Annotated in this window: 13 protein-coding genes; 3 read left to right on the plus strand and 10 right to left on the minus strand. The window is 46.2% G+C overall.

Going from position 1 to position 19,451, the window contains the following annotated elements; translation table 11 throughout:
* Nucleotides 1-120: 120 nt before the first annotated feature.
* From infB to rimP, 3 genes are all read right to left on the minus strand, one after another.
* Nucleotides 121-3,174: a translation initiation factor IF-2 gene (gene infB / locus FEN17_RS01580; protein WP_138363565.1), complete on the minus strand. Its 3,054-nt coding sequence runs from the start codon at nt 3,172-3,174 to the stop codon at nt 121-123.
* Nucleotides 3,175-3,247: 73 nt separating this feature from the next.
* Nucleotides 3,248-4,489, minus strand: a complete 1,242-nt coding sequence (nusA, locus tag FEN17_RS01585; RefSeq protein WP_138363566.1) for a transcription termination factor NusA — start codon at nt 4,487-4,489, stop codon at nt 3,248-3,250.
* Between the two features lie 84 nt (nt 4,490-4,573).
* Nucleotides 4,574-5,056, minus strand: a complete 483-nt coding sequence (rimP, locus tag FEN17_RS01590; protein ID WP_138363567.1) for a ribosome maturation factor RimP — start codon at nt 5,054-5,056, stop codon at nt 4,574-4,576.
* 170 nt (nt 5,057-5,226) lie between these two features.
* Between rimP and FEN17_RS01595 the strand changes: the two genes are divergently transcribed.
* A complete protein-coding gene (locus FEN17_RS01595) occupies nt 5,227-6,312 on the plus strand; it encodes an endonuclease/exonuclease/phosphatase family protein (RefSeq protein WP_138363568.1) in 1,086 nt (361 codons plus the stop codon).
* Between the two features lie 3 nt (nt 6,313-6,315).
* On the opposite strand, the gene FEN17_RS01600 is transcribed toward FEN17_RS01595, so the two are convergent.
* A complete protein-coding gene (locus tag FEN17_RS01600) occupies nt 6,316-6,660 on the minus strand; it encodes a DUF4907 domain-containing protein (protein ID WP_229208643.1) in 345 nt (114 codons plus the stop codon).
* A 3-nt stretch (nt 6,661-6,663) separates the two neighbouring features.
* Nucleotides 6,664-7,788: a Kelch repeat-containing protein gene (locus tag FEN17_RS01605; RefSeq protein WP_229208644.1), complete on the minus strand. Its 1,125-nt coding sequence runs from the start codon at nt 7,786-7,788 to the stop codon at nt 6,664-6,666.
* 361 nt (nt 7,789-8,149) lie between these two features.
* Here FEN17_RS01605 and FEN17_RS01610 point away from each other — a divergent pair, with 361 nt between their 5' ends.
* Nucleotides 8,150-9,562, plus strand: a complete 1,413-nt coding sequence (locus FEN17_RS01610; RefSeq protein WP_138363569.1) for a DUF4270 family protein — start codon at nt 8,150-8,152, stop codon at nt 9,560-9,562.
* A gap of 90 nt (nt 9,563-9,652) precedes the next feature.
* On the opposite strand, the gene FEN17_RS01615 is transcribed toward FEN17_RS01610, so the two are convergent.
* The 5 genes from FEN17_RS01615 to FEN17_RS27175 all read right to left on the minus strand — a co-directional run bounded on the left by FEN17_RS01615 (nt 9,653) and on the right by FEN17_RS27175 (nt 17,486).
* Nucleotides 9,653-12,826, minus strand: a complete 3,174-nt coding sequence (locus FEN17_RS01615) for an efflux RND transporter permease subunit (protein ID WP_138363570.1) — start codon at nt 12,824-12,826, stop codon at nt 9,653-9,655.
* 40 nt (nt 12,827-12,866) lie between these two features.
* Nucleotides 12,867-13,994 (minus strand): efflux RND transporter periplasmic adaptor subunit, encoded by a 1,128-nt coding sequence (locus tag FEN17_RS01620; RefSeq protein ID WP_138363571.1) that lies wholly within the window; start codon nt 13,992-13,994, stop codon nt 12,867-12,869.
* A 42-nt stretch (nt 13,995-14,036) separates the two neighbouring features.
* The gene (locus FEN17_RS01625; RefSeq protein ID WP_229208645.1) at nt 14,037-15,371 is read right to left on the minus strand and encodes a TolC family protein; all 1,335 of its coding nucleotides are present in this window, start codon (nt 15,369-15,371) and stop codon (nt 14,037-14,039) included.
* Nucleotides 15,372-15,642: 271 nt separating this feature from the next.
* Nucleotides 15,643-17,346, minus strand: a complete 1,704-nt coding sequence (locus FEN17_RS01630) for a sodium:solute symporter family protein (protein WP_138363573.1) — start codon at nt 17,344-17,346, stop codon at nt 15,643-15,645.
* Nucleotides 17,343-17,486 carry a hypothetical protein gene (locus tag FEN17_RS27175; protein ID WP_171037804.1) on the minus strand — a complete coding sequence of 48 codons (144 nt, stop codon included), beginning with the start codon at nt 17,484-17,486 and terminating at the stop codon, nt 17,343-17,345. The genes FEN17_RS01630 and FEN17_RS27175 overlap by 4 nt, the downstream gene beginning before the upstream one ends.
* Before the next feature lie 205 nt (nt 17,487-17,691).
* Here FEN17_RS27175 and FEN17_RS01635 point away from each other — a divergent pair, with 205 nt between their 5' ends.
* A complete protein-coding gene (locus tag FEN17_RS01635; RefSeq protein WP_138363574.1) occupies nt 17,692-19,449 on the plus strand; it encodes an alpha-L-rhamnosidase-related protein in 1,758 nt (585 codons plus the stop codon).
* The last annotated feature ends 2 nt before the right edge of the window (nt 19,450-19,451 follow it).

Here is a 19,451-nt window from a genome sequence, read left to right on the forward strand (position 1 = left end):
CTGATAAATTTTGTAATGCGCAATAAGATGAATTCTTACAGCGCATTTTTTATTTTACTGAAACATAAAAAAACGACCCGTATCCAAGATACGGGTCGTTTTCATTTATATGAATCTCTATTAAAGCGTCCGTTTCACTTCACGTAATTCGAAGCTTTCAATGATGTCACCTACCTCAATGTCGTTGTAGTTTTTAACACTCAAACCACATTCGTAGCCGTTTCTCACTTCCTGAACATCGTCTTTGTAACGTTTCAGCGAGTCGATCTCACCTGTGTAAAGTACGATACCATCGCGGATCACGCGGATCTTGTTGTTCCGTTTCACATATCCGTCGGTTACGTAGCAACCTGCAATCGTACCTACGCGGCTGATCTTGAATACTTCACGAATCTCAATGTTACCGGTGATGATTTCCTCGATCGTCGGAGCGAGCATACCTGTCATCGCATCCTTGATTTCGTCAATCGCTTGGTAAATAACTGAGTAGTGACGGATTTCGATCTGATCCTGCTCGGCCATTTTCTTCGCATTGGAAGAAGGACGAACCTGGAATCCTACAATGATCGCATCGGAAGCAATCGCAAGGTTTACATCAGATTCAGAAATCTGACCTACTGCCTTGTGAATGATATTCACCTGAACTTCATTCGTCGAAAGTTGCAGCAAGGAATCCGAAAGTGCTTCCACAGAACCATCCACGTCACCTTTTACAATCAGGTTCAACTCGCGGAAGCTGCCGATCGCCTTACGACGTCCAATTTCTTCCAGCGTAATGTGTTTGCGGGTCCTGATCGACTGCTCTCTCTGTATCTGTTCACGTTTCACCGCAATGTCGCGGGCATCCCGCTCATTTTCGAAAACGTTGAACCGATCACCTGCCTGAGGCGCGCCGTTTAAGCCTAGCAACTGTACAGGGGTAGATGGGCCAGCTGTTTTAAGCCTTTTGCCGAGGTAATCGGTCATTGCCTTCACCTTCCCAAAGTGCGCACCAGCGAGGACAACATCACCCACTTTCAAGGTACCCGTCTCAACCAGGATCGTAGTTACATATCCGCGGCCTTTATCCAGCGAAGCTTCCACAACCGTTCCGATTGCACGGCGATTTGGATTAGCTTTCAATTCAAGCAATTCTGCTTCCAGAAGTACTTTTTCCAGCAATTCCTCGATACCAAAACCAGACTTGGATGAGATTTCCTGGGTCTGGTATTTACCGCCCCATTCTTCTACCAGCAAGTTCATGTTAGCAAGTTCCTCACGGATCTTCTCAGTATTTGCGCCATTCTTATCGATTTTACTGAAAGCAAAAACAATAGGAACACCAGCTACCTGTGCGTGGTTGATCGCTTCACGTGTCTGAGGCATGACGCTGTCGTCAGCTGCGATCACGATAATAACAACGTCGGTAATTTTCGCTCCCCTTGCACGCATCGCAGTAAATGCTTCGTGACCAGGTGTATCGAGGAATGTTACCTGCTTGCCGGTTTTTGTTTTAACACTATATGCTCCAATGTGCTGGGTAATACCACCCGCTTCACCGCTTACTACGTTTTCTTGGCGGATATAATCCAGAAGCGAAGTTTTACCGTGGTCAACGTGACCCATGATGGTAACGATCGGCGCTCTTTCTTTCAGGCTTTCCTCGTCGTCCACTTCTTCCTGCACATCATTCTGTACTTCTTCTTCCGCAGAAATAAATGCCACTTCAAAGCCAAATTCATCAGCAATGAATGTAATCGCTTCTGCATCGAGGCGCTGGTTGATGGATACAAACATACCCATGCTCATACACACCGAAATAACTTCCTGAACCGTCACGTCCATCAGGGACGCCAAATCGTTTGCAGATACAAACTCGGTTACGCGAAGTACTTTTGTTTCTTCTTCACCAAATCCGTTTGGATCGTTCTGGTCTGCACGGTCACGACGGCGACCGGCTTTTCCACGCGCCATACCTTTTCCGCTTCCTCCTCCCATACGTGCCATAGTCGCACGAATGTTGTCCGAAACTTCCTTATCCGAAACTTCCTCTCTTTTCACTCCCCTGCGATTGCCGGTATTGGTGTTTGAGCGGTTATTTGGTCCTGATCTTGCGGCACCTTGCTGGGTAGTACCCGGTGCAGCGGTGCCCGGAGTTCCAGGCGTATTAGGTCTGTTATTGCCTGCAGGCCTATTTGTTGTTTCTCTTGGTTTTCCGGTAGCAGGATCAATTTCACCTGCTGGTGCAGTTGCGGGTCTGGTTTCGCCAGGCACTGCAACGCCGTCACGGATTCTTTTCCTTTTCCTGCGACGTTTTTTGTCGGCAGCAGGATCGCTCGAAGCGACAGGATCTTTCTTTTTATTTTTATCGGAAGGCAGTTCTATCTTACCTACCACCCGCAATCCTCTCAACTGCTCACCTTTTGCCTCAATCAGCTCCGACTCACCCGCAGGTGCTTCTTCGGCCGCTTCTTTTGTTTCGGCTTTTGGCTCTGCGGTTTCTGCGACAGGAGCCGGGGTTGGTTCTTTTGCCTCAACCGTCGGCGAACTTGGAGCTGCTGGTTCTGCTTCCGGCGTTTTTTCAACTTTTGCCTCAACCGGCTCAGGTTTTGGTGTTTCAGCAGGTGCTTCTTTTTTCGGCTCAGGCTCTGTTTTATTTTCAACAGGTGCCGGTGCCGGTTTCACTTCCTCTTTTACCTCCGGTTGTGCTGGTGCAGATACTTTCTGCTCAACAACCGGTTCTTTTTTCGGTTCTTCGGCTGGGGCAGCGGGCTGTGCTGGTGCTGGTCTCTTAGCATCCAGGTCAATTTTGCCAACTACTTTAATTCCAGGCAAGCGGTTTTCGAGAGCAGGCTGTGCAGGAGCAGCGGCCTCTTCTACAACCGGTTTGTCTTCGGTTTTCTGCGCATTTCGAAAATAAAGGATTCCATCAACATCACTTTTGACCTTGTCTTCTTTCACTTCCACAGGAGCCGGAGCCTCCACAGGTGGGGCCGCTTTTTGGGAAAGAGAATGTCTCAGATCATCAGATTTGAAGTCTTTTGCAAGAAACTCTATTTGGTCAGCATTAATTTTGGTATTCGGGTTACTTTCCACCTTAAACCCCTTGGCAGACAGATGATCCACGATCGTAGTAATTCCTACGTTCAGGATCCGTGCCACTTGGCTAAGGCGCATCATTTTATCTTCTGCCATATTAGCAATTTGTAGAAAAAAGTTTTGCAGTGGTCAGCAGGCCCAACCATAGGCCGAACCTGCCAGATTGTTATTATTCAAATTCTTTGCGAAGAATCTCCATGACCTCATCGACCGTGGCTTCTTCCAGGTCTGTTCTTCTGACGAGTTCTTCTTTACTCAATGCCAGCACGCTTTTCGCAGTGTCCAAACCTATTTTATGTAATTCACTGATGATCCATTCGTCGATTTCGTCAGAGAATTCTGTCAAATCAACATCTTCGTCATTTTGTTCTTCGATGTCACGGAACACATCAATTTCCATTCCGACGAGCTTACCGGCGAGTTTAATGTTCTGTCCGCCTTTTCCGATCGCCAGAGAAACCTGGTCTGGTTTCAAAAATACAGATACCCGTTTTGCGTCACGATCGATTTGCATGGAGCTTACTTTTGCAGGGCTCAGTGCGCGGCTGATCAGCAGTTCGAGGTTATCGGTATAGTTAATGACGTCAATGTTCTCATTACCCAGTTCCCGAACGATAGAATGTATCCTGGAACCTTTCATACCTACGCACGCGCCCACCGGATCGATTCTGTCGTCGTAAGATTCTACGGCAACTTTCGCACGCTCACCTGGTTCACGAACAACACGTCTTACCGAAATGATTCCATCATAAATTTCAGGAATCTCCACTTCAAAGAGCCTTTCCAGGAAAACGGGGGAAGTTCTGGACAATGTTATCTTAGGTGAACCATTGTTCATTTCCACTTTATGGATCACCGATTTTACGGATTCTCCTTTACGGAAACGATCTTTTGAAATTTGCTCGGTACGTGGCAGTGAAAGTTCATTTCCTTCACCGTCGACAATGATTACTTCATGTCTTAATGTCTGGTAAACCTCGCCGGTGATCATTTCACCCACCTGATCCTTGTATTTCTCGAACATGATTTCTTTCTCCATGTCCTTGATTTTCTGGATCAAAGTCTGTCTTGCTGTCTGAACCAGCCTGCGGCCGAATTCAACCAGCTTTACTTCCTCGGCTACCTCTTCGCCCACCTCAAAATCGCTCTGGATCCTGCGCGCTTCTGCCAAAGGAATTTTGTTATAATCCCAGATATCTTCCGAGTTATCGTCTACGATTTCCCTGGTGCGCCACATTTCAAGGTCACCGCTTTCAGGGTTAATAATTACGTCAAAATTGTCGTCGGTGCCGTATTTCTTGCGAATCATAGTACGAAATACCTCTTCCAAAACGCTGATCATGGTAGGGCGATCAATGTTCTTAGAGTTTGCGAAATCCGCGAATGATTCAATTAATATTCCGCTATCCATTGCTTCTGTAAAGAATATTTGCTGATACTAAGTTAGACATATTATATAATTGATTACAAGCCGGTTGATGATTCCGTTTTGTAGTTATTTAAAAGAGATTTCAATTAAAGCTTTTGAAATCTCTTCCAGCTTAATCGTGCGGAGTAACGCACTCTCGTCCACAGGTGTTTTCGATTTCTTCTTTGGCTTAGGCAGCTCAATGCTGATTTCCGTATCCTTTGCCGCAGTCAAAGTTCCTGTGATTGCGTCTCCGCTTTTCAGGGTTATTTTAAGATTTCTGCCGATATTTTTCTGGTATTGACGGGGCAGTACCAGCGGTTGGTCCAGGCCGGGAGAAGAAACCTCCAGTGTGTATGGATCCGTCATCAGTTCCAGTTCTTCGAGCTGTTTCGCCAGCCTGCGACTGATTGAAGTACATTGCTGAATCGTAATGCCTTCGTCGCTGTCAACAAGAATGATGATTTTATTGCTTGTTTTAGAAGCCTTGATCAAAATATCGATCAGGAAGCAATTTCCGTCTTCAAGCAGGGGATTCAATAAAACTTCTAAGTGTTCTTTAAGGGTCATGTACGGCTTGGCACAAATAAAAAAGGGGATTAACGCCCCCTCAATCAATCGATCAAAATAGAATTTGATGCAAAGGTAAAACTATTTTATCACAACTACAAGCTGGCAAAAGTCTTCCAAATTGATATGTATCACCTAATTTAGCCTCAAAAACAGAATTCAGCCAGTCCATGAAGCGTTTACAGAATTTTTTATGGTTTTTATATGAATGTTTCGCTTTCTACACACTTATCGTCTATGCACTGATCTTCTGGATTCCCTTCGACGGCTGGCTCGCCGGGTTTATGATGATGTCCTTTCCTGTCGTGATGATTATCCACGTCATCTCCGTGCCGGTCTGGTATATTTTCGGAAAAAAGAAAGCCCTTTTGCCTATCGCAATGCTGCTGTTGGGCTGTTTGTTTTTACCAAGAACGTTTGCATTCGGCCACGAGCCTGAATCTAATGCTAGCGGGAACACATTTTCCATCATGAATTATAACACACATTTCTTCATGCGAAATTCCGAGCCGCAGCATCACCCAGAGGTAAAAGAGGCGATTGAGGTCATGAAGGCTTGGGTCGCAAATTCAGGGGCGGATGTGCTTTGTATGCCGGAATATTATGAAGATCATAAAAAGACATTCAACCTGCGCGAAGTACTTTCTAATGCAGGTTATAAATACAATTCGAAGTTCAAAATCGACGAGCACAAGCAGCAAAACCACTACGAGGGGGTAATCATGTATTCCAAATATCCCATCATCAGTTCGAGGGATACGGTCTTTGAAGCGCAGAATGGAATGATCCAGATCGATATAAAGATCAGGCAGGATACAGTCAGGGTGATTGGGGTGCACCTTTATTCCATGATGCTAAACCTCAGCAAGCTCGCCAACCAGAAGAAAATGAAAGGTATCAAGCGGGAAAGTAAATTCACTTTCGAGCGAATGAAAAGTGGCTTCCTGCAGCGTTCAACAGAAGTAGCCATCCTTGAATCCTGGATCGAGGATTCGCCGTATCCGGTGATCGCGTGCGGTGATTTTAATGAAGTGCCCTACGGATATGTGTACGGAAGGTTGAAGAAAACCATGAACAATGCATTCGAAGAAAAGGGGAGGGGTTTTGGATTTACATTTAAAAACCTGCCGTACTTCATCCGCATCGATCACCAGTTTTACACGCCTAAAAGCCTGGCACCACTTGATTTTGAAACATTCAAGGTCAATTATTCAGACCATTACCCGGTAATGGGAAAGTATTTAATCAAAAAGTAATTACTAGAATTTTACCCCCAGGCTATCCAGCTCATTGGGCGTGATAGTAGGAGGGAAGATGTTCCGGTCCAGCTTCTGCCTGACCAAGTCACCGGTTTTCCGTGCAAGTTCCTCGCTTGCAAAACCGCTCGTACCTTCAATTCCAGGCATATATAACTGCTCAATTCTTATCGTGTCACCCTCATAGATGCGGTAGGCCCAGCCTGCGGCACCTTTAAACGTCTCAACCCTAAAATGCGAAAGACCTTCGCCGTTTGAGTTATTTCTCCCTTTTGGAAAGAAATAAACTGCAACTGCGAAGGCCAGTACACAAATAATCAGGAGACTGATCTTGTTTTTTTTAATCACTTACTATTGATCGTCGTCAGTGTTAATAGCTGTACCTGGATCGAATGCCCAGAAATCATCTGTGCCACTAGACCCACTTGAACTACCGGTACCGAAGTAAGCTACGTTACCGATTGAGAAGCCAGCAGCAAATCCTCTTTGATTACCTACAAAAGGCGCTTTTTCCAACCATGAATTAGCGGCGGGATCGTATTCCCAAACGTCAGACCTGTTTTCGCCGCCAATGATATAAGCTTTGTCTCCAAGTACAAGCGCTAAACCAAATGCTCTGGCAGGGAAGTCCGTTTCAGATGTTTCGTTATCCGCATAAACAACGCGCGTCCAGGAACCAGTACCACCATTTCCCGCAGGATCAAAGCTGTACAAATCTTTGGTAGGCACGGTTGAATTGCTTTTTCCAAAGCCAACATAGGTTTTTCCACTAACTGTAAATGATAGCGCGCCATAACGTTTACCACCTATGAATGTAGCAATCTCATTCCACTTGTCCGTAGTAGCATTGTATTCGTAGAAGTCCTGAAAAAAGTTGCTGCCATTGTACCCCAAACCAACATAAGCCCTGTTATTCGAAACAAATGCAGTTGCATATTGGCGCGTTCCAGGGAAATCAGCAACTGCCTTCCACTTGTTACCTGCCGGATCGTATTGGTAAAAATCCTTCTTATATCCGTTGTCAACAGTAACAACCTGATCATAACCAGTTCCAACATAAGCTTTTCCGTTAAGAACAAAGGCAACCGCACCATTTCTACCTGAACCTGCGAAAGGAGCAGTTTGCGTCCAGATTTTGGTTTGTGCGTTATAAGCCCACATGTCTTTAACCCGTGCTACAGTTTCATTTGTAAAACCTGTCCCGACATACCCAACATCGCCAATTACAAAACTCACGGCGCCTGTACGGCCAGATCCACCAAAGCTAGGAAGCCCCTGACGGTACCAGTTACCGATTTTATCAGGATCAGCATCTTTTTTACAGCTCAATTGAACGAAAGCAGTAGACGCTACTAGGAGGGCTATGGAAGCTTTTCTTAAAGTATTAAACATGAAAATTATAGTTTGACTAATTGTTACAGATGAATCGTGATAAAAATATGATAAGCTACGTTTATCCAAATTTTGTGCAAACATAACATCTTGAACCTGCTAAGTAAAAATTATAAAGTTTTTTTTGTCCAAAACTTTAACCGACGGGTTACTTGTAACGCCAAATTCCATCCAATGTTGCCTGTTTGTTACGTATGTCAGTAGCTGCCGGGTATACATTAAGCACTTTTAAAATAGCAACCGGAGATTTACGTTTTTATCTAGTTTGCCACTTTTTCTGAACTGGCAGCGTATCGTTTTGAAAGCCTTTTAAAAACCTTTACGTAGGCATTTTGAGATTTGTTGCAAATCCTGTTTCAGTTTCTATTTTGCCTAATTGTTTAAGTCCATGTTGTATTTCAAACGGCATGTGATAATTTTGCACCTTTTACTGTTCTAGCATTCAATGAAATTCTGCTTGTTTTCCTCTAAGAAATCTTCCATAGTCTATAAATTTCTCTGCATCATCGGGTTCTCATTCTCATTGGTTGGATGCCAATGGGGCGACCAAGTTGAATCACTTGTGCAACCTGACCCAGATGATTTTGGCGTGCTATTTTCGGATACAGCCACTGTGCAGCTTTCCACAATCCTGACAGACTCGGTTATGACAGGGGCACCTCGTCGACTGCTGGTTGGTCGATACATTGATCCCTACTTTGGCAAGGTGCAGACGGCAACCTTTATACAGCCAACTATCCAATCGGGTCTAACAATCCCGCAGAATGCAGAATATGATTCGCTCGTGTTGTTTATGTCTTATGACAAATATTCTTACGGGGACACAACCAAAGCGATCAATTTGTCGGTGCACCGGCTTTTGGTGGACATTCTTACAAAGGATGCTTATTATAATACGAATACGACGGCCTTTGATCCGGTAGCTATTGGTAAAAAGAAATTGACCCCAATGCCAAAGCGGGACAAGACATTCACTATCAAGCTTTCTGACGATTTGGGGAAAAGCATTTTCGAAAAAGGAAAAACAAATTTGCTGCCCTCAAATCAGGATTGGATCAACATGGTAGCAGGACTTACTATCAGAGGTGCTGAGACTGACAATGGAGCTGTGGTAGGTTTTAAGTTGGATAGTGCAAGAATTCAGATGCATTACCACGTTCCCGGTGCGGACGCGGTCAGAAGGGATTCGACAGTTTTTCAAGCCACCGCGTCCTATAACCAGATACTGGCAGACAGAAGTGGCACTGAGATTGCTAACTTAATTCCAAATCAAAGACGTTCGCTACCGACTGCTCAGACCGGTAATAAAGCATTCGTTCAGGCCGGTCCAGGGATTATGACAAAGATTCAGCTGCCGACAATAAGACAATTACGCAATATACAATATACGGCTGCGAACAAAGCATTTCTTCGGATTACACCAACAAGGCTCTCTGTTACTAGCCAGTTTATGGCTCCTCCACAATTGAGGCTTTTTCGGGTCAATGCTAACAATGAGTTTTACGTTGGAGGAGACGGTTTTCCTTTGTCCGTTACAAGATTATCTGATGGTAAGCCTGTCGTGAGCAGCCTGATCAACGATATCGTTAACAATAAGCAATATTATCTGCTGGACATCACTTCCTATGTTGCGGAGCTACTAACGAGCGAAACGGACGATTCCGGTGCATTGGTGCTTAGGACTTCTCCATTCAACGATGTAGCAAATGAGAATGAAAATCCACGCGCTTCAACAGTCTATCCTGCTGCTAACACGGAATTTACCAGGAGCTTGAATCGCTTGGTTTTCGGTGACCAGAAAAGCAACGATCCAGGCATTAAGCTAGAACTTTACTATACGAATGTGAAGGTTGAATAAATCTTCTGATAACATCTATACAAAAAAAATAGGGACCATTACGGTCCCTATTTTTTTTGTGCTATTTCAGGATATCTGATATCGATACTCCTACGCTACCACTACTGGCTTATCCGTCTCATCATCGGCCTTGCCATGCGTTCCTTTCTTGCCCATTGCGAGTTTCTCAATCGCTACGAACAGTACCGGTACCACAAAGATTGCCAGGGATGTGGCTGCTAGCATACCGCCAAATACTGTCCAGCCGATTGTTTTCCGCGATTCTGCTGCTGCGCCGCTTGCGAATGCCAGCGGAAGTACGCCGAGGATAAATGCAAGAGATGTCATAATGATCGGCCGCAGACGCAGCTGCACCGCTTCCAATGTTGCTTTCACCAACTCCATACCGCTATCCACCCGTTCTTTGGCAAATTCGACGATCAGGATCGCATTCTTCGCGGCGAGACCAATCAATGTGATCAAACCGATTTGGGCGTAAATGTTATTGGAAAGATTTGGCAGTAATGTCAATGTCAAAATCGATCCGAATGCGCCGATAGGTACGGCAAAAAGTACCGAGAATGGTATCGACCAGCTTTCATAAAGTGCCGCCAGGAAGAGGAATACGAATATGATCGAGATCGCAAAAATCGTGGTCGTACTGTCGCCTGCCTTGATTTCCTCGCTACTCATACCCGAGAATTCGTAGCTGTAACCTGCTGGCAGCTTGGCAGCTTCTTCACGCAATGCCGTGATGGCCTGGCCGCTACTGAATCCTGGTTTTGGCGTACCGTTAATTTCCACAGACCGGTAAATGTTGTAATGCGAAATCAATGCGGGATTTTCCACCACTTTGGAAGTAACCAATGCACTCAGCGGCACCATATTACCTGCCCGGTTGCGGACGTAAAATTTCTGGATTTTGTCAAGCGACGAGCGAAAACTGCTGTCTGCCTGCACCATTACCCGGAAATTCCTTCCGTACAAGTTGAAATCATTCACATAACTACTACCCAGCAATGTGGAAAGCGAGCTGAATACGTCGTTCACCTGCACCCCCAGTTTTTTGGTTTTATCCCTATCCACATCAATCTGATAACTTGGCGTCCGGGCATTGAAAAATGTATAAGCCATCGCAATTTCGGGCCGCTTGTTCACCGCTCCGAGGAAGTTGCGCATCACGCCTTCAAATTGCTGAATGTTATCGGTACTCGTAGATTGTTGTAATTCAAAAGTAAAACCGGATGTCGCTCCCAAACCAGGTATCGCGGGAGGTGCAATCGCCAGTACGCGCGCTTCTTTGATATTCGCCGTGCGTTTCTGAATTTCCTTGATGACTGCCTGTACGTGGTGCTCAGCCCCTTTTCTGTCAGCCCAGGGTTTCAGGTTGACAAACATAGTACCCACGTTTGATTTGTTTGAAAAGCTAAGAATGTTCAAACCAGCCAAACCACCCACCACGCGTACTTCCGGGATGGAAGAAACACGCTGCATAATGTCCTTGATCATTGCCACATTACGAACCGTAGAAGTTGCTTCCTGCATTTCGTAAGTCACATACAAACGACCCTCATCCTCCACCGGAATAAAGCCCGAAGGTTTGTTTTTGAATAGAAAGAACAGACCTACGAACAGACAAACCATCATCACCAAAACAAGTGGCGTGGCTTTGATCCATTTGGCGACGCCCCGGGTATACCCATGCGAAACCCGCTCAAACCACCTGTTGAACTTGTCAAAGAATTTTTCAAGCCAGTTTTTCTGATCATTTTCTCCTTTCGAAGGTCTCAACATGATCGAGCACAATGCTGGTGTCAGTGAAAGTGCGACAAATGCCGAAAGAAGCACAGACACCGCAATCGTGATCGCAAACTGCTGGTAGAGCCGGCCGACAATCCCGGGAACAAAACTTACCGGGACGAAAACCGCTGCCAAAATCAATGCGATAGCGATAACCGGACCGGAAATGTCTTTCATCGCCTGAACAGTCGCATCCTTCGGTGACATTTTTTTATCATCAATATAATGCTGCACCGCTTCCACCACCACAATCGCATCATCCACCACAATACCAATCGCGAGTACGAATGCAAAAAGTGTTAATGTGTTGATCGTGAAGCCAAAAGGAATAAAGAAGATAAATGTTCCGATCAGCGAAACCGGGATCGCAAGGATAGGGATTAAGGTTGCCCGCCAGTTTTGCAAAAACAAAAACACCACAATTACCACCAGGATCATCGCCTCGGCAAATGTGTGCAGTACCTCTTCAATCGAAACCTGGACCACCGTCGCAGTTTCCGTCGGGATTACGTAATCGATATCCTTTGGAAATGTCTTCTTCATCGACTCCAAAGCCTTCATCACACCCTCATAAGTAGCGAGTGCATTCGCGCCGGGAGCCTGGTAGATCAATACAAACGCAGCAGGTTTACCACTCACAAATGCATTGATACCGTAATCAAATTTTCCCAATTCCACCCGCGCCACGTCACGCAGGTACACCACACTTCCCTCTTCCGGGGACGAGCGGACAATGATATCTTCAAACTGTTCTTTTGTATTTAAACGGCTGTTTGTCAAGACGCTATATTCGAAACTTTGCTGATTTGGCTGAGGTGTACCACCCACGGTTCCCGCCGCTACCTGTAAGTTTTGCTCCGAAAGTGCCGCCGAAATGTCGGAAGGCGTCATTTTAAGGTTTGCCAGTTTTTCAGGGTCCAGCCACACACGCATACCAAAGTCATCGGCCCTTGAAATAATATCACCAACCCCTTTTACACGCTGCAAGGCGTCTTTCAGGTAAATGTTGGCATAGTTACCGATGAACTGCGAATCATGCGTACCATTTGGCGAGTACAGCGCAAGGGCGATCATGATACTTGGCTGGCGTTTTCTTACTGTCAGACCCAATCTTTTTACCGCATCCGGCAATGTTGGCTCAGCCACACTCACGCGGTTCTGAACATCCAGCGCCGCAATGTTTACGTCGGTACCTACATCAAAAGTCACGTTAATGCTGCTCTGCCCGCTGCTCGTCGAGTTGCTGGACATGTAAGTCATCCCCGGCGTACCGTTGATCTGCGTTTCAATCGGCGTAGTGGTCGTTTGCTCCACCGTCTGGGCGTCGGCACCTGTAAAGTTACCGGTGATGGACACGGTAGGAGGGGTTACGTCCGGATACTGCGCCACGGGTAAGGTGGTGAGAGCGATCAAGCCCACCAAGACCAGCACGACAGACGCTACAATCGCGGTTACCGGTCTTTTTATAAAAATATCTGCAATCATTTTTTACCAGTTGTAGTGAAAATAGTAAAGGAGGAACTGATTATTTGCCCGGGCTCGCATTGCCTTCGCCTGCTTTGATAACTGCGCCCTCTCTCAGGTTCTGCACGCCTTCCACGGCGATTTTTTCTCCTTCTTTAAGCCCTTCTTTCACGATAATGTTGTTGCCCAGCGGCGTCCCCAGCTGCACTTTGCGCTGACTTACCTTGCTGCTGTCGCCCTCTACATATACGAAAAACTCGCCCAGCTGCTCGGTCACCGCTTTGTATGGGATCACGATAGATTTGGCGGAAGCATTGTTGAGCACACGCACCGTGCAGCTCATGCCCGCGCGAAGCTGGTTGGCTTTGTTTGGAAAAACGAGACGGGCTTTAATGCTACCAGTCTGAGGATCAACGGCCCTGTCTAGGAAAGCAATTTTTCCCGAAGAAGGATAAATGTCGGTACCGAATTTTAATGTAAATGTTGAATCAGAATCTTTCTGACCTTTCATCATATTGGTAAACCGGTAAATTTCTTTCTGGTCAACATTAAAATCTACCGCAAGCTGGCCATCGGTAGAAACCGTATTCAAAACCGTCTGCCCGGCAGAAACAGCCGCGCCTACCTTTACCAGAGAAATGCCGATCACACCATCAAAAGGCGCTGTGACCTTGGTATAATTTACGCTGGTCTGCACCGCCTTAATGTTGGCTTTCGCAGCTTCGGATTGTCTTTTGGCTACTTCCAGTGCAGCGTCCGCATTGTCGACCAGCTGCTTGGCAACCGCGTCATTTTTTTCGAGTTCGTGGTAGCGGTCCGCATCTTTTTGTGCCCTCGCCAGGTTCGCTTCCTGCACATTGGCATTGGCTACGGCCTGCTCGTAATTAGCATTATAAAGCTGAGCGTCAATAGAATAAAGAAGCTGTCCTTTTTTGACGCGCGCACCATCTTTGAAATGAATACCTGTAACAAAACCGGTAACCTGCGGACGAAGCTCGATCTCATTTAGCGGGACCACGGTACCTGGGTACTCATCATAAAAAGGCGCCTCCGTGCTGGTCACAGAAACCAATGTTACCGGAATCGCCGGAGGAGTTGTAGGCTGTTGCTGCTGATCTTTTTTTCCGCAGGATAACACGGTGGTAAGCAACAGCGCAGCGGAGTAATATTTGATCTTATTTAAAAACATATCGGCAAAGTATTTTCGATTTGGTTCGACTGGTGATGGGGTTTATTGGAAATTAATCTGGCCAAGCGCTTTCTGCACATCTATTTTGCTGGCAAGCACCTGGTACAAGGCATTGGAATAATTGATCCGCGCCAAACGCAGGTCGGTTTCGGAGGTAACCACTTCCAGGTACGTTTTGATACCCGATTTATATTGAAGCTGAATCACGTCATACACTTCCCGGGCAAGGTCCACATTCTCTTTCTGAGCGAGCAGGTTGGTCAGGTAACTCTTGTAATTCGCTAGCGCAGTAGCATATTCCGAGCTAACATTGTTTTGCAAACCTCTGATATCCCAGTCCAGCCGCTTGATCTGCCACTCGGCCTGGCGGGTATTGGCCCGGCGTTTTCCACCCTGATAGAGCGGCAGTGAAAGTGTCAGCAAACCAAAAGAGTTGGGATAATTTTTACCATACAGGTCCGTAAACTGGTTGTTTTGAAAATTGAGGTTATAAGCGCCGTTCAGCGAAACATTGGGCAGGTAGCTCCATTTGTTGTATTGTAAATTCGCTTCCAAAAGCTTCTTCTGCGTCGCCAGGATCTGGTATTCTATCCGTGTGTTGAGGTCCACATTCTGCAAAGTGTCCAGCGCGATCTCACGTTCCATTTGAAGTGAATCATAGCTGATCGTCAGCTCTTTATCAATCGGATAGCCCATCAGGTTTTTGAGGTATTCCGTTTTCGCTTTCAGGATTTCCTCATTTCCCTTCTTATTTGCCTTCGTATTGTTCAGCGAAATCGTGGCGCGTTTGAAGTCGATCTTATCCGCTACGCCCGATTCATACTGGGCTTTTGCGTCTTTCAAGCTTCTTTCCAGCCGTACAATGTCTTCATTCGCCACATCGATCTGCTGGGTAGTGGCGAGCACATCATAAAACGCTTTCGACACATTCACCGCAATGTCCGTTTTGTTGTTGACGGTGTTTTGCGCAGCGGCCAGCTGGACATCACGTTTGGTTTGATTTGCCAAAAGCACATCCCGGTTAAAAATCTGCTGCGACAAGGTAAACTGCGCTGCCGAAACATTCTTTACCCCCAATTTCACCGGGTTACCTGCGATAATGCTGGTTTGGACGATGAAGTTTTTTTGAAGGTTGTAATTAAAATTAATCTGTGGGTACCAGTCGGCAAGCTTACTCCTGATCTGATTTTCCGTAATGCGCTCGTCAATCACCGATTGCTGAATAACCGGCTGGTATTTGACAGCATAAGACACCACATCCTGCAAAGTCGCCTTTTCAAGCGTAGGAGCGGTCTGTGTGTTTTCGGGAACGAGTTGTGCTAAAACGGGATCAATACAGCTTATTAACAGGAATGCCGAGCCAATTGCCAAACGCATTATTTTTTGTGGCTTTGACCAATTCTTCATGAATTGAAATTTGTTTTGGATAGAGAAATGAAAAGTTCTTCGAGCAGGAGGGTAAAACGTTTCGTAACTCCCGGTGACAATATAAAGTAGTTGATACCTCACCTATTACCGGTTAATGGTATTAAGGATTTAAAAGCCGGAATAGTTTCACTATATGGGCTAAAAAAAGCCTATAATCCCGCATTATCTTAGAAATATTTTATTTTTGGCGGGAATTATACCTAATCATTTTAGGAGAATGTTAAATCTCCGGAGAACCGGTTATTTTTTGAGGCCAGGCTTTTTCGATCAGCCATGCAAATGTGATCACGAGCACGCAGCCGATCAGGTTGAGCCAGAGAAATGCGGTTAAATCGTAGATGTAACTGATCACTACGAATATTTCACCCAGGATACTTCCCCAGAATACCGCACGGCTGTTGATGTTTTTGAAATAAAATGCGACGAGAAATATACCGAGGATCACGCCATAAAAAAGGGAGCCGAGAATGTTGACCGCCTCGATCATACTGCCCAGCCGGGCCGCGTATTGGGCAACGAAAATGCAGAAAATACCCCAGAAAAAAGTAGCCCAGCGGGAAGCCTTCACATAGTCGCGGGATTCGTCGTCTTTCCGGACCATACGTTTGTAAATATCGACCACACTGCAAGATGCCAGCGAGTTATAAGCCGAAGCCACAGAACCCATCGACGCCAGCAAAATCACCGCGATCAACAACCCGACCATTCCCACCGGCAGGTAATCAATTACAAAGCGCAGAAAAATGTAATTCACATCATTGGTATCACCGCCGTTTGCCTTGGAAAGCAATGTTTGCGCCTCCGCCCGTACTTTGCCCACATTCTTTTCCATTTTGGACAAAATGTCCCGCGATTTGTCGATTGCAGCCTCATCGCCAGCATTCAATGCTTTGGTCAGCGCCAGCACCTGCGGGCGTTTTTCGGTCTGGATCTGTGCGTGCTGCTTTTCCAGCGCATTATATTCCGCCGCGTATTGGGTGGTCTTTATTTTATCAACAACCGTTTTATTAAAGAAAAGCGGCGGCGCGGTGAATTGGTAAAAAGCAAAAACCAGCACACCCACGAGCAGGATCAGAAACTGCATCGGGATCTTCATCAAACCATTCATCGCCAGTCCTAACTTGCTTTGTCCTTCCGAGCTACCCGTCATAAATCTTCCCACCTGCGACTGATCTGTACCGAAATAGGAGAGTTGCAAAAAAAATCCACCGATCAGTCCCGACCATACATTATATCTGTTGTCGAGATCAAATGTAAAATCGATGAGATTGACTTTGCCCATTTTACCCGCAACATGCAGCGCGTCAGTAAATGATACATCTGCTGGAAGGAATTTCACTACCATAAAACCTGCCACGACCATGCTCACGGTAATGATCGCCATCTGCTGCAAATGGGTATGTGAAACCGCCTGAGAGCCACCGGAAATAGTATAGATCATCACGATACCACCGGAAATAATGTTGGTCAATGTAATGTCCCAGCCAAGGATCGCTGAAAGAATCAGCGATGGAGCATAGATGGAAAGTCCGGTAGATAGACCTCTTTGGAGTAGAAAAAGAAAGGATGTTAATGCGCGGGTACGAAGGTCAAAACGGCCTTCCAGGAATTCGTAGGCCGTGAAAACTTTCATCTGGCCGAATTTCGGGACGAATGTCATACAAAGCACCACCATCGCCAGCGGCAACCCGAAATAGAATTGGACAAACCGCATTCCGTCAGTATACGCCTGGCCGGGTGCCGATAAAAAAGTGATCGCGCTGGCCTGGGTGGCCATTAATGATAAGGTAACATTGTACCAGGGCATAGACTTGCCGGCCAGCAAAAACGAATCCATGGTATGTTTCTCGCGGCTGCGGTAGATACCATACGAAACGACAAATATTAATGTAAGGGAAAGTACAATCCAGTCAAGGTAGTTCATTGAAAGTGGGTCATGAATAAATAGAAGAGGACGATCAGCAGAATCAATGTGCCGATCATTAAAATGTATAACTGCTTCCAGCTGCTGACAAAAGGCGGAAGCCCGTCACGGTCCTGTGCACTATTTTCCGGGTTGATCATGGCAGAAGGTGGTTTTCGGCGATCAAAAATTGGGGTGATTGTACTTTGGGTAAAATTAGAACGGTTTTTCCATTCTTTTAGCATAAGGTTACATACTCCGCGAAAGAGTTGCTTCCTGGGCACAGACAGGATACAACAGGCTAGTTAGCTAGTTAATAATTATTTATTTTCCGGGAATATTACAATGTAAATCAAACTTTTCTCTGTGAAAAAGCTCTTTACCTTTCTCCTTCTGCTCGGCGGATTATTGACGCAACACGCTAATTCGCAGCAACTTCCGCCGATTTTTGACAAAAGTTACGATAGCCAGAAAGACTCCCGCGTGCGGCAATACCTCACGCCGCGGCGTATTGTCTGGACGTCGGATAAAACTTCTACCAGCGTCATAGACGCACAAAATCTGCTCAAAAAAGGCACAGGACAGGCGGATCTGGTACACAAGAACTTTTGCAAACTGATCAGTAACGACCAGGAGCAGCCGGGGATATTGTTTGATTTTGGCAAAGAGATCCAGGGCGGCATTCAGCTCATCACCGATCAGCCTGCCAACCAGAAGCCGATCCGTATACGCATCCGTTTTGGTGAATCCGTTAGCGAGGCTATGTCCAGCATTGACACGATTCAGGGCGCAACGAATGATCACGCCATGCGTGATTTCACGATCGAAGTGCCGTGGCTGGGTATGACGAATGTTGGAAATTCAGGTTTTCGTTTTGCAAGAATTGATTTAGTCGATCCGAATCGTGAGCTGCAATTAAAAGAGGTACGGGCCATTTTTGAATACCGCGACATTCCTTATTTAGGTTCATTTAAAAGTAATGATGAAAGACTGAACAAGATCTGGAACACCGGCGCCTATACGGTACATTTAAATATGCAGGAATATTTGTGGGACGGTATCAAGCGCGACCGGCTGGTGTGGGTAGGGGATATGCATCCGGAAGTGATGACGATCAATACGGTTTTTGGTAAAAATGAAGTGGTAGCCAAAAGCCTCGACCAGGCGCGTGACATTACGCCGCTACCCGGCTGGATGAATGGTATCAGCGCTTATTCCATGTGGTGGGTTTTAATCCACAGGGATTTATATAAAAATCAGGGCGATATGGAATATCTGAGAAAACAACAAAAATACCTGGTAGCTCTGCTGGATTTATTAATCTCCAAGACAAAAGACAACAAGGAAAATCTCGATGGTACCCGATTCCTCGACTGGCCTTCGAGTGAAAATCCGAAAGGAATCCACGCCGGATTGCACGCCATGATTGTGATGACGCTGGAAGCAGGCGCTGAACTTTGCACGATCCTCGACGAACCTGCCCAAGCCGCTAAATGTAAGGCCACTGCGACCCAACTGAAACTATACGTTCCTGATCCAAACAATTCCAAACAAGCAGCCTCGTTGATGGCGCTGGCCGGTTTAATGCCAGCCGAAAAAGCGAATGCAGACGTAATTTCACAAGGTGAATGTGAGCGGTTTTCGACATTTTACGGATACTATATGTTGCAGGCAAAAGCGAAAGCAAAGGATTACACAGGGGCATTAAATTGCATCCGCAACTACTGGGGCGGCATGCTGGATATGGGCGCGACGACATTCTGGGAAGATTTTGATCTGGCCTGGACCAAGAATGCTGCGCCAATTGATGACCTAGTGCCGGAAGGTAAAGATGACATTCACGGTGATTTTGGCGCATACTGTTACAAAAACCTCCGCCATAGCCTCTGCCACGGCTGGGCATCAGGCCCAACTTCCTGGCTTTCGGAGCATGTGCTGGGTATCAGTATTGTAGAACCCGGCGCAAAAACCATCCGCATTCAGCCCAATCTGGGCGACCTCGCCTGGGCCGAAGGTACCTATCCCACGCCGCTGGGCATCGTCAAAGTGCGGCACGAAAAACAGCCCGACGGCTCGGTGAAATCGACCATCGACGCACCAAAAGGAATGAAAGTCCTCCGCTAACC

Origin of the sequence: Dyadobacter luticola (genome assembly GCF_005860805.1) — a bacterium.
Taxonomy (GTDB): Bacteria; Bacteroidota; Bacteroidia; order Cytophagales; family Spirosomataceae; genus Dyadobacter; species Dyadobacter luticola.

Excerpts from the sequence above, each read along its gene's own strand:
- FEN17_RS01610 (WP_138363569.1), top strand. The coding sequence starts at position 8,150 with ATGAAATTCTGCTTGTTTTCCTCTAAGAAATCTTCCATAGTCTATAAA.
- FEN17_RS01595 (WP_138363568.1), top strand. The coding sequence starts at position 5,227 with ATGAAGCGTTTACAGAATTTTTTATGGTTTTTATATGAATGTTTCGCT.
- FEN17_RS01625 (WP_229208645.1), bottom strand. The coding sequence starts at position 15,371 with ATGCGTTTGGCAATTGGCTCGGCATTCCTGTTAATAAGCTGTATTGAT.
- rimP (WP_138363567.1), bottom strand. The coding sequence starts at position 5,056 with ATGACCCTTAAAGAACACTTAGAAGTTTTATTGAATCCCCTGCTTGAA.
- FEN17_RS01630 (WP_138363573.1), bottom strand. The coding sequence starts at position 17,346 with ATGAACTACCTTGACTGGATTGTACTTTCCCTTACATTAATATTTGTC.
- infB (WP_138363565.1), bottom strand. The coding sequence starts at position 3,174 with ATGGCAGAAGATAAAATGATGCGCCTTAGCCAAGTGGCACGGATCCTG.
- FEN17_RS01605 (WP_229208644.1), bottom strand. The coding sequence starts at position 7,788 with ATGTTTGCACAAAATTTGGATAAACGTAGCTTATCATATTTTTATCAC.
- FEN17_RS01620 (WP_138363571.1), bottom strand. The coding sequence starts at position 13,994 with ATGTTTTTAAATAAGATCAAATATTACTCCGCTGCGCTGTTGCTTACC.
- FEN17_RS27175 (WP_171037804.1), bottom strand. The coding sequence starts at position 17,486 with ATGATCAACCCGGAAAATAGTGCACAGGACCGTGACGGGCTTCCGCCT.
- FEN17_RS01615 (WP_138363570.1), bottom strand. The coding sequence starts at position 12,826 with ATGATTGCAGATATTTTTATAAAAAGACCGGTAACCGCGATTGTAGCG.
- nusA (WP_138363566.1), bottom strand. The coding sequence starts at position 4,489 with ATGGATAGCGGAATATTAATTGAATCATTCGCGGATTTCGCAAACTCT.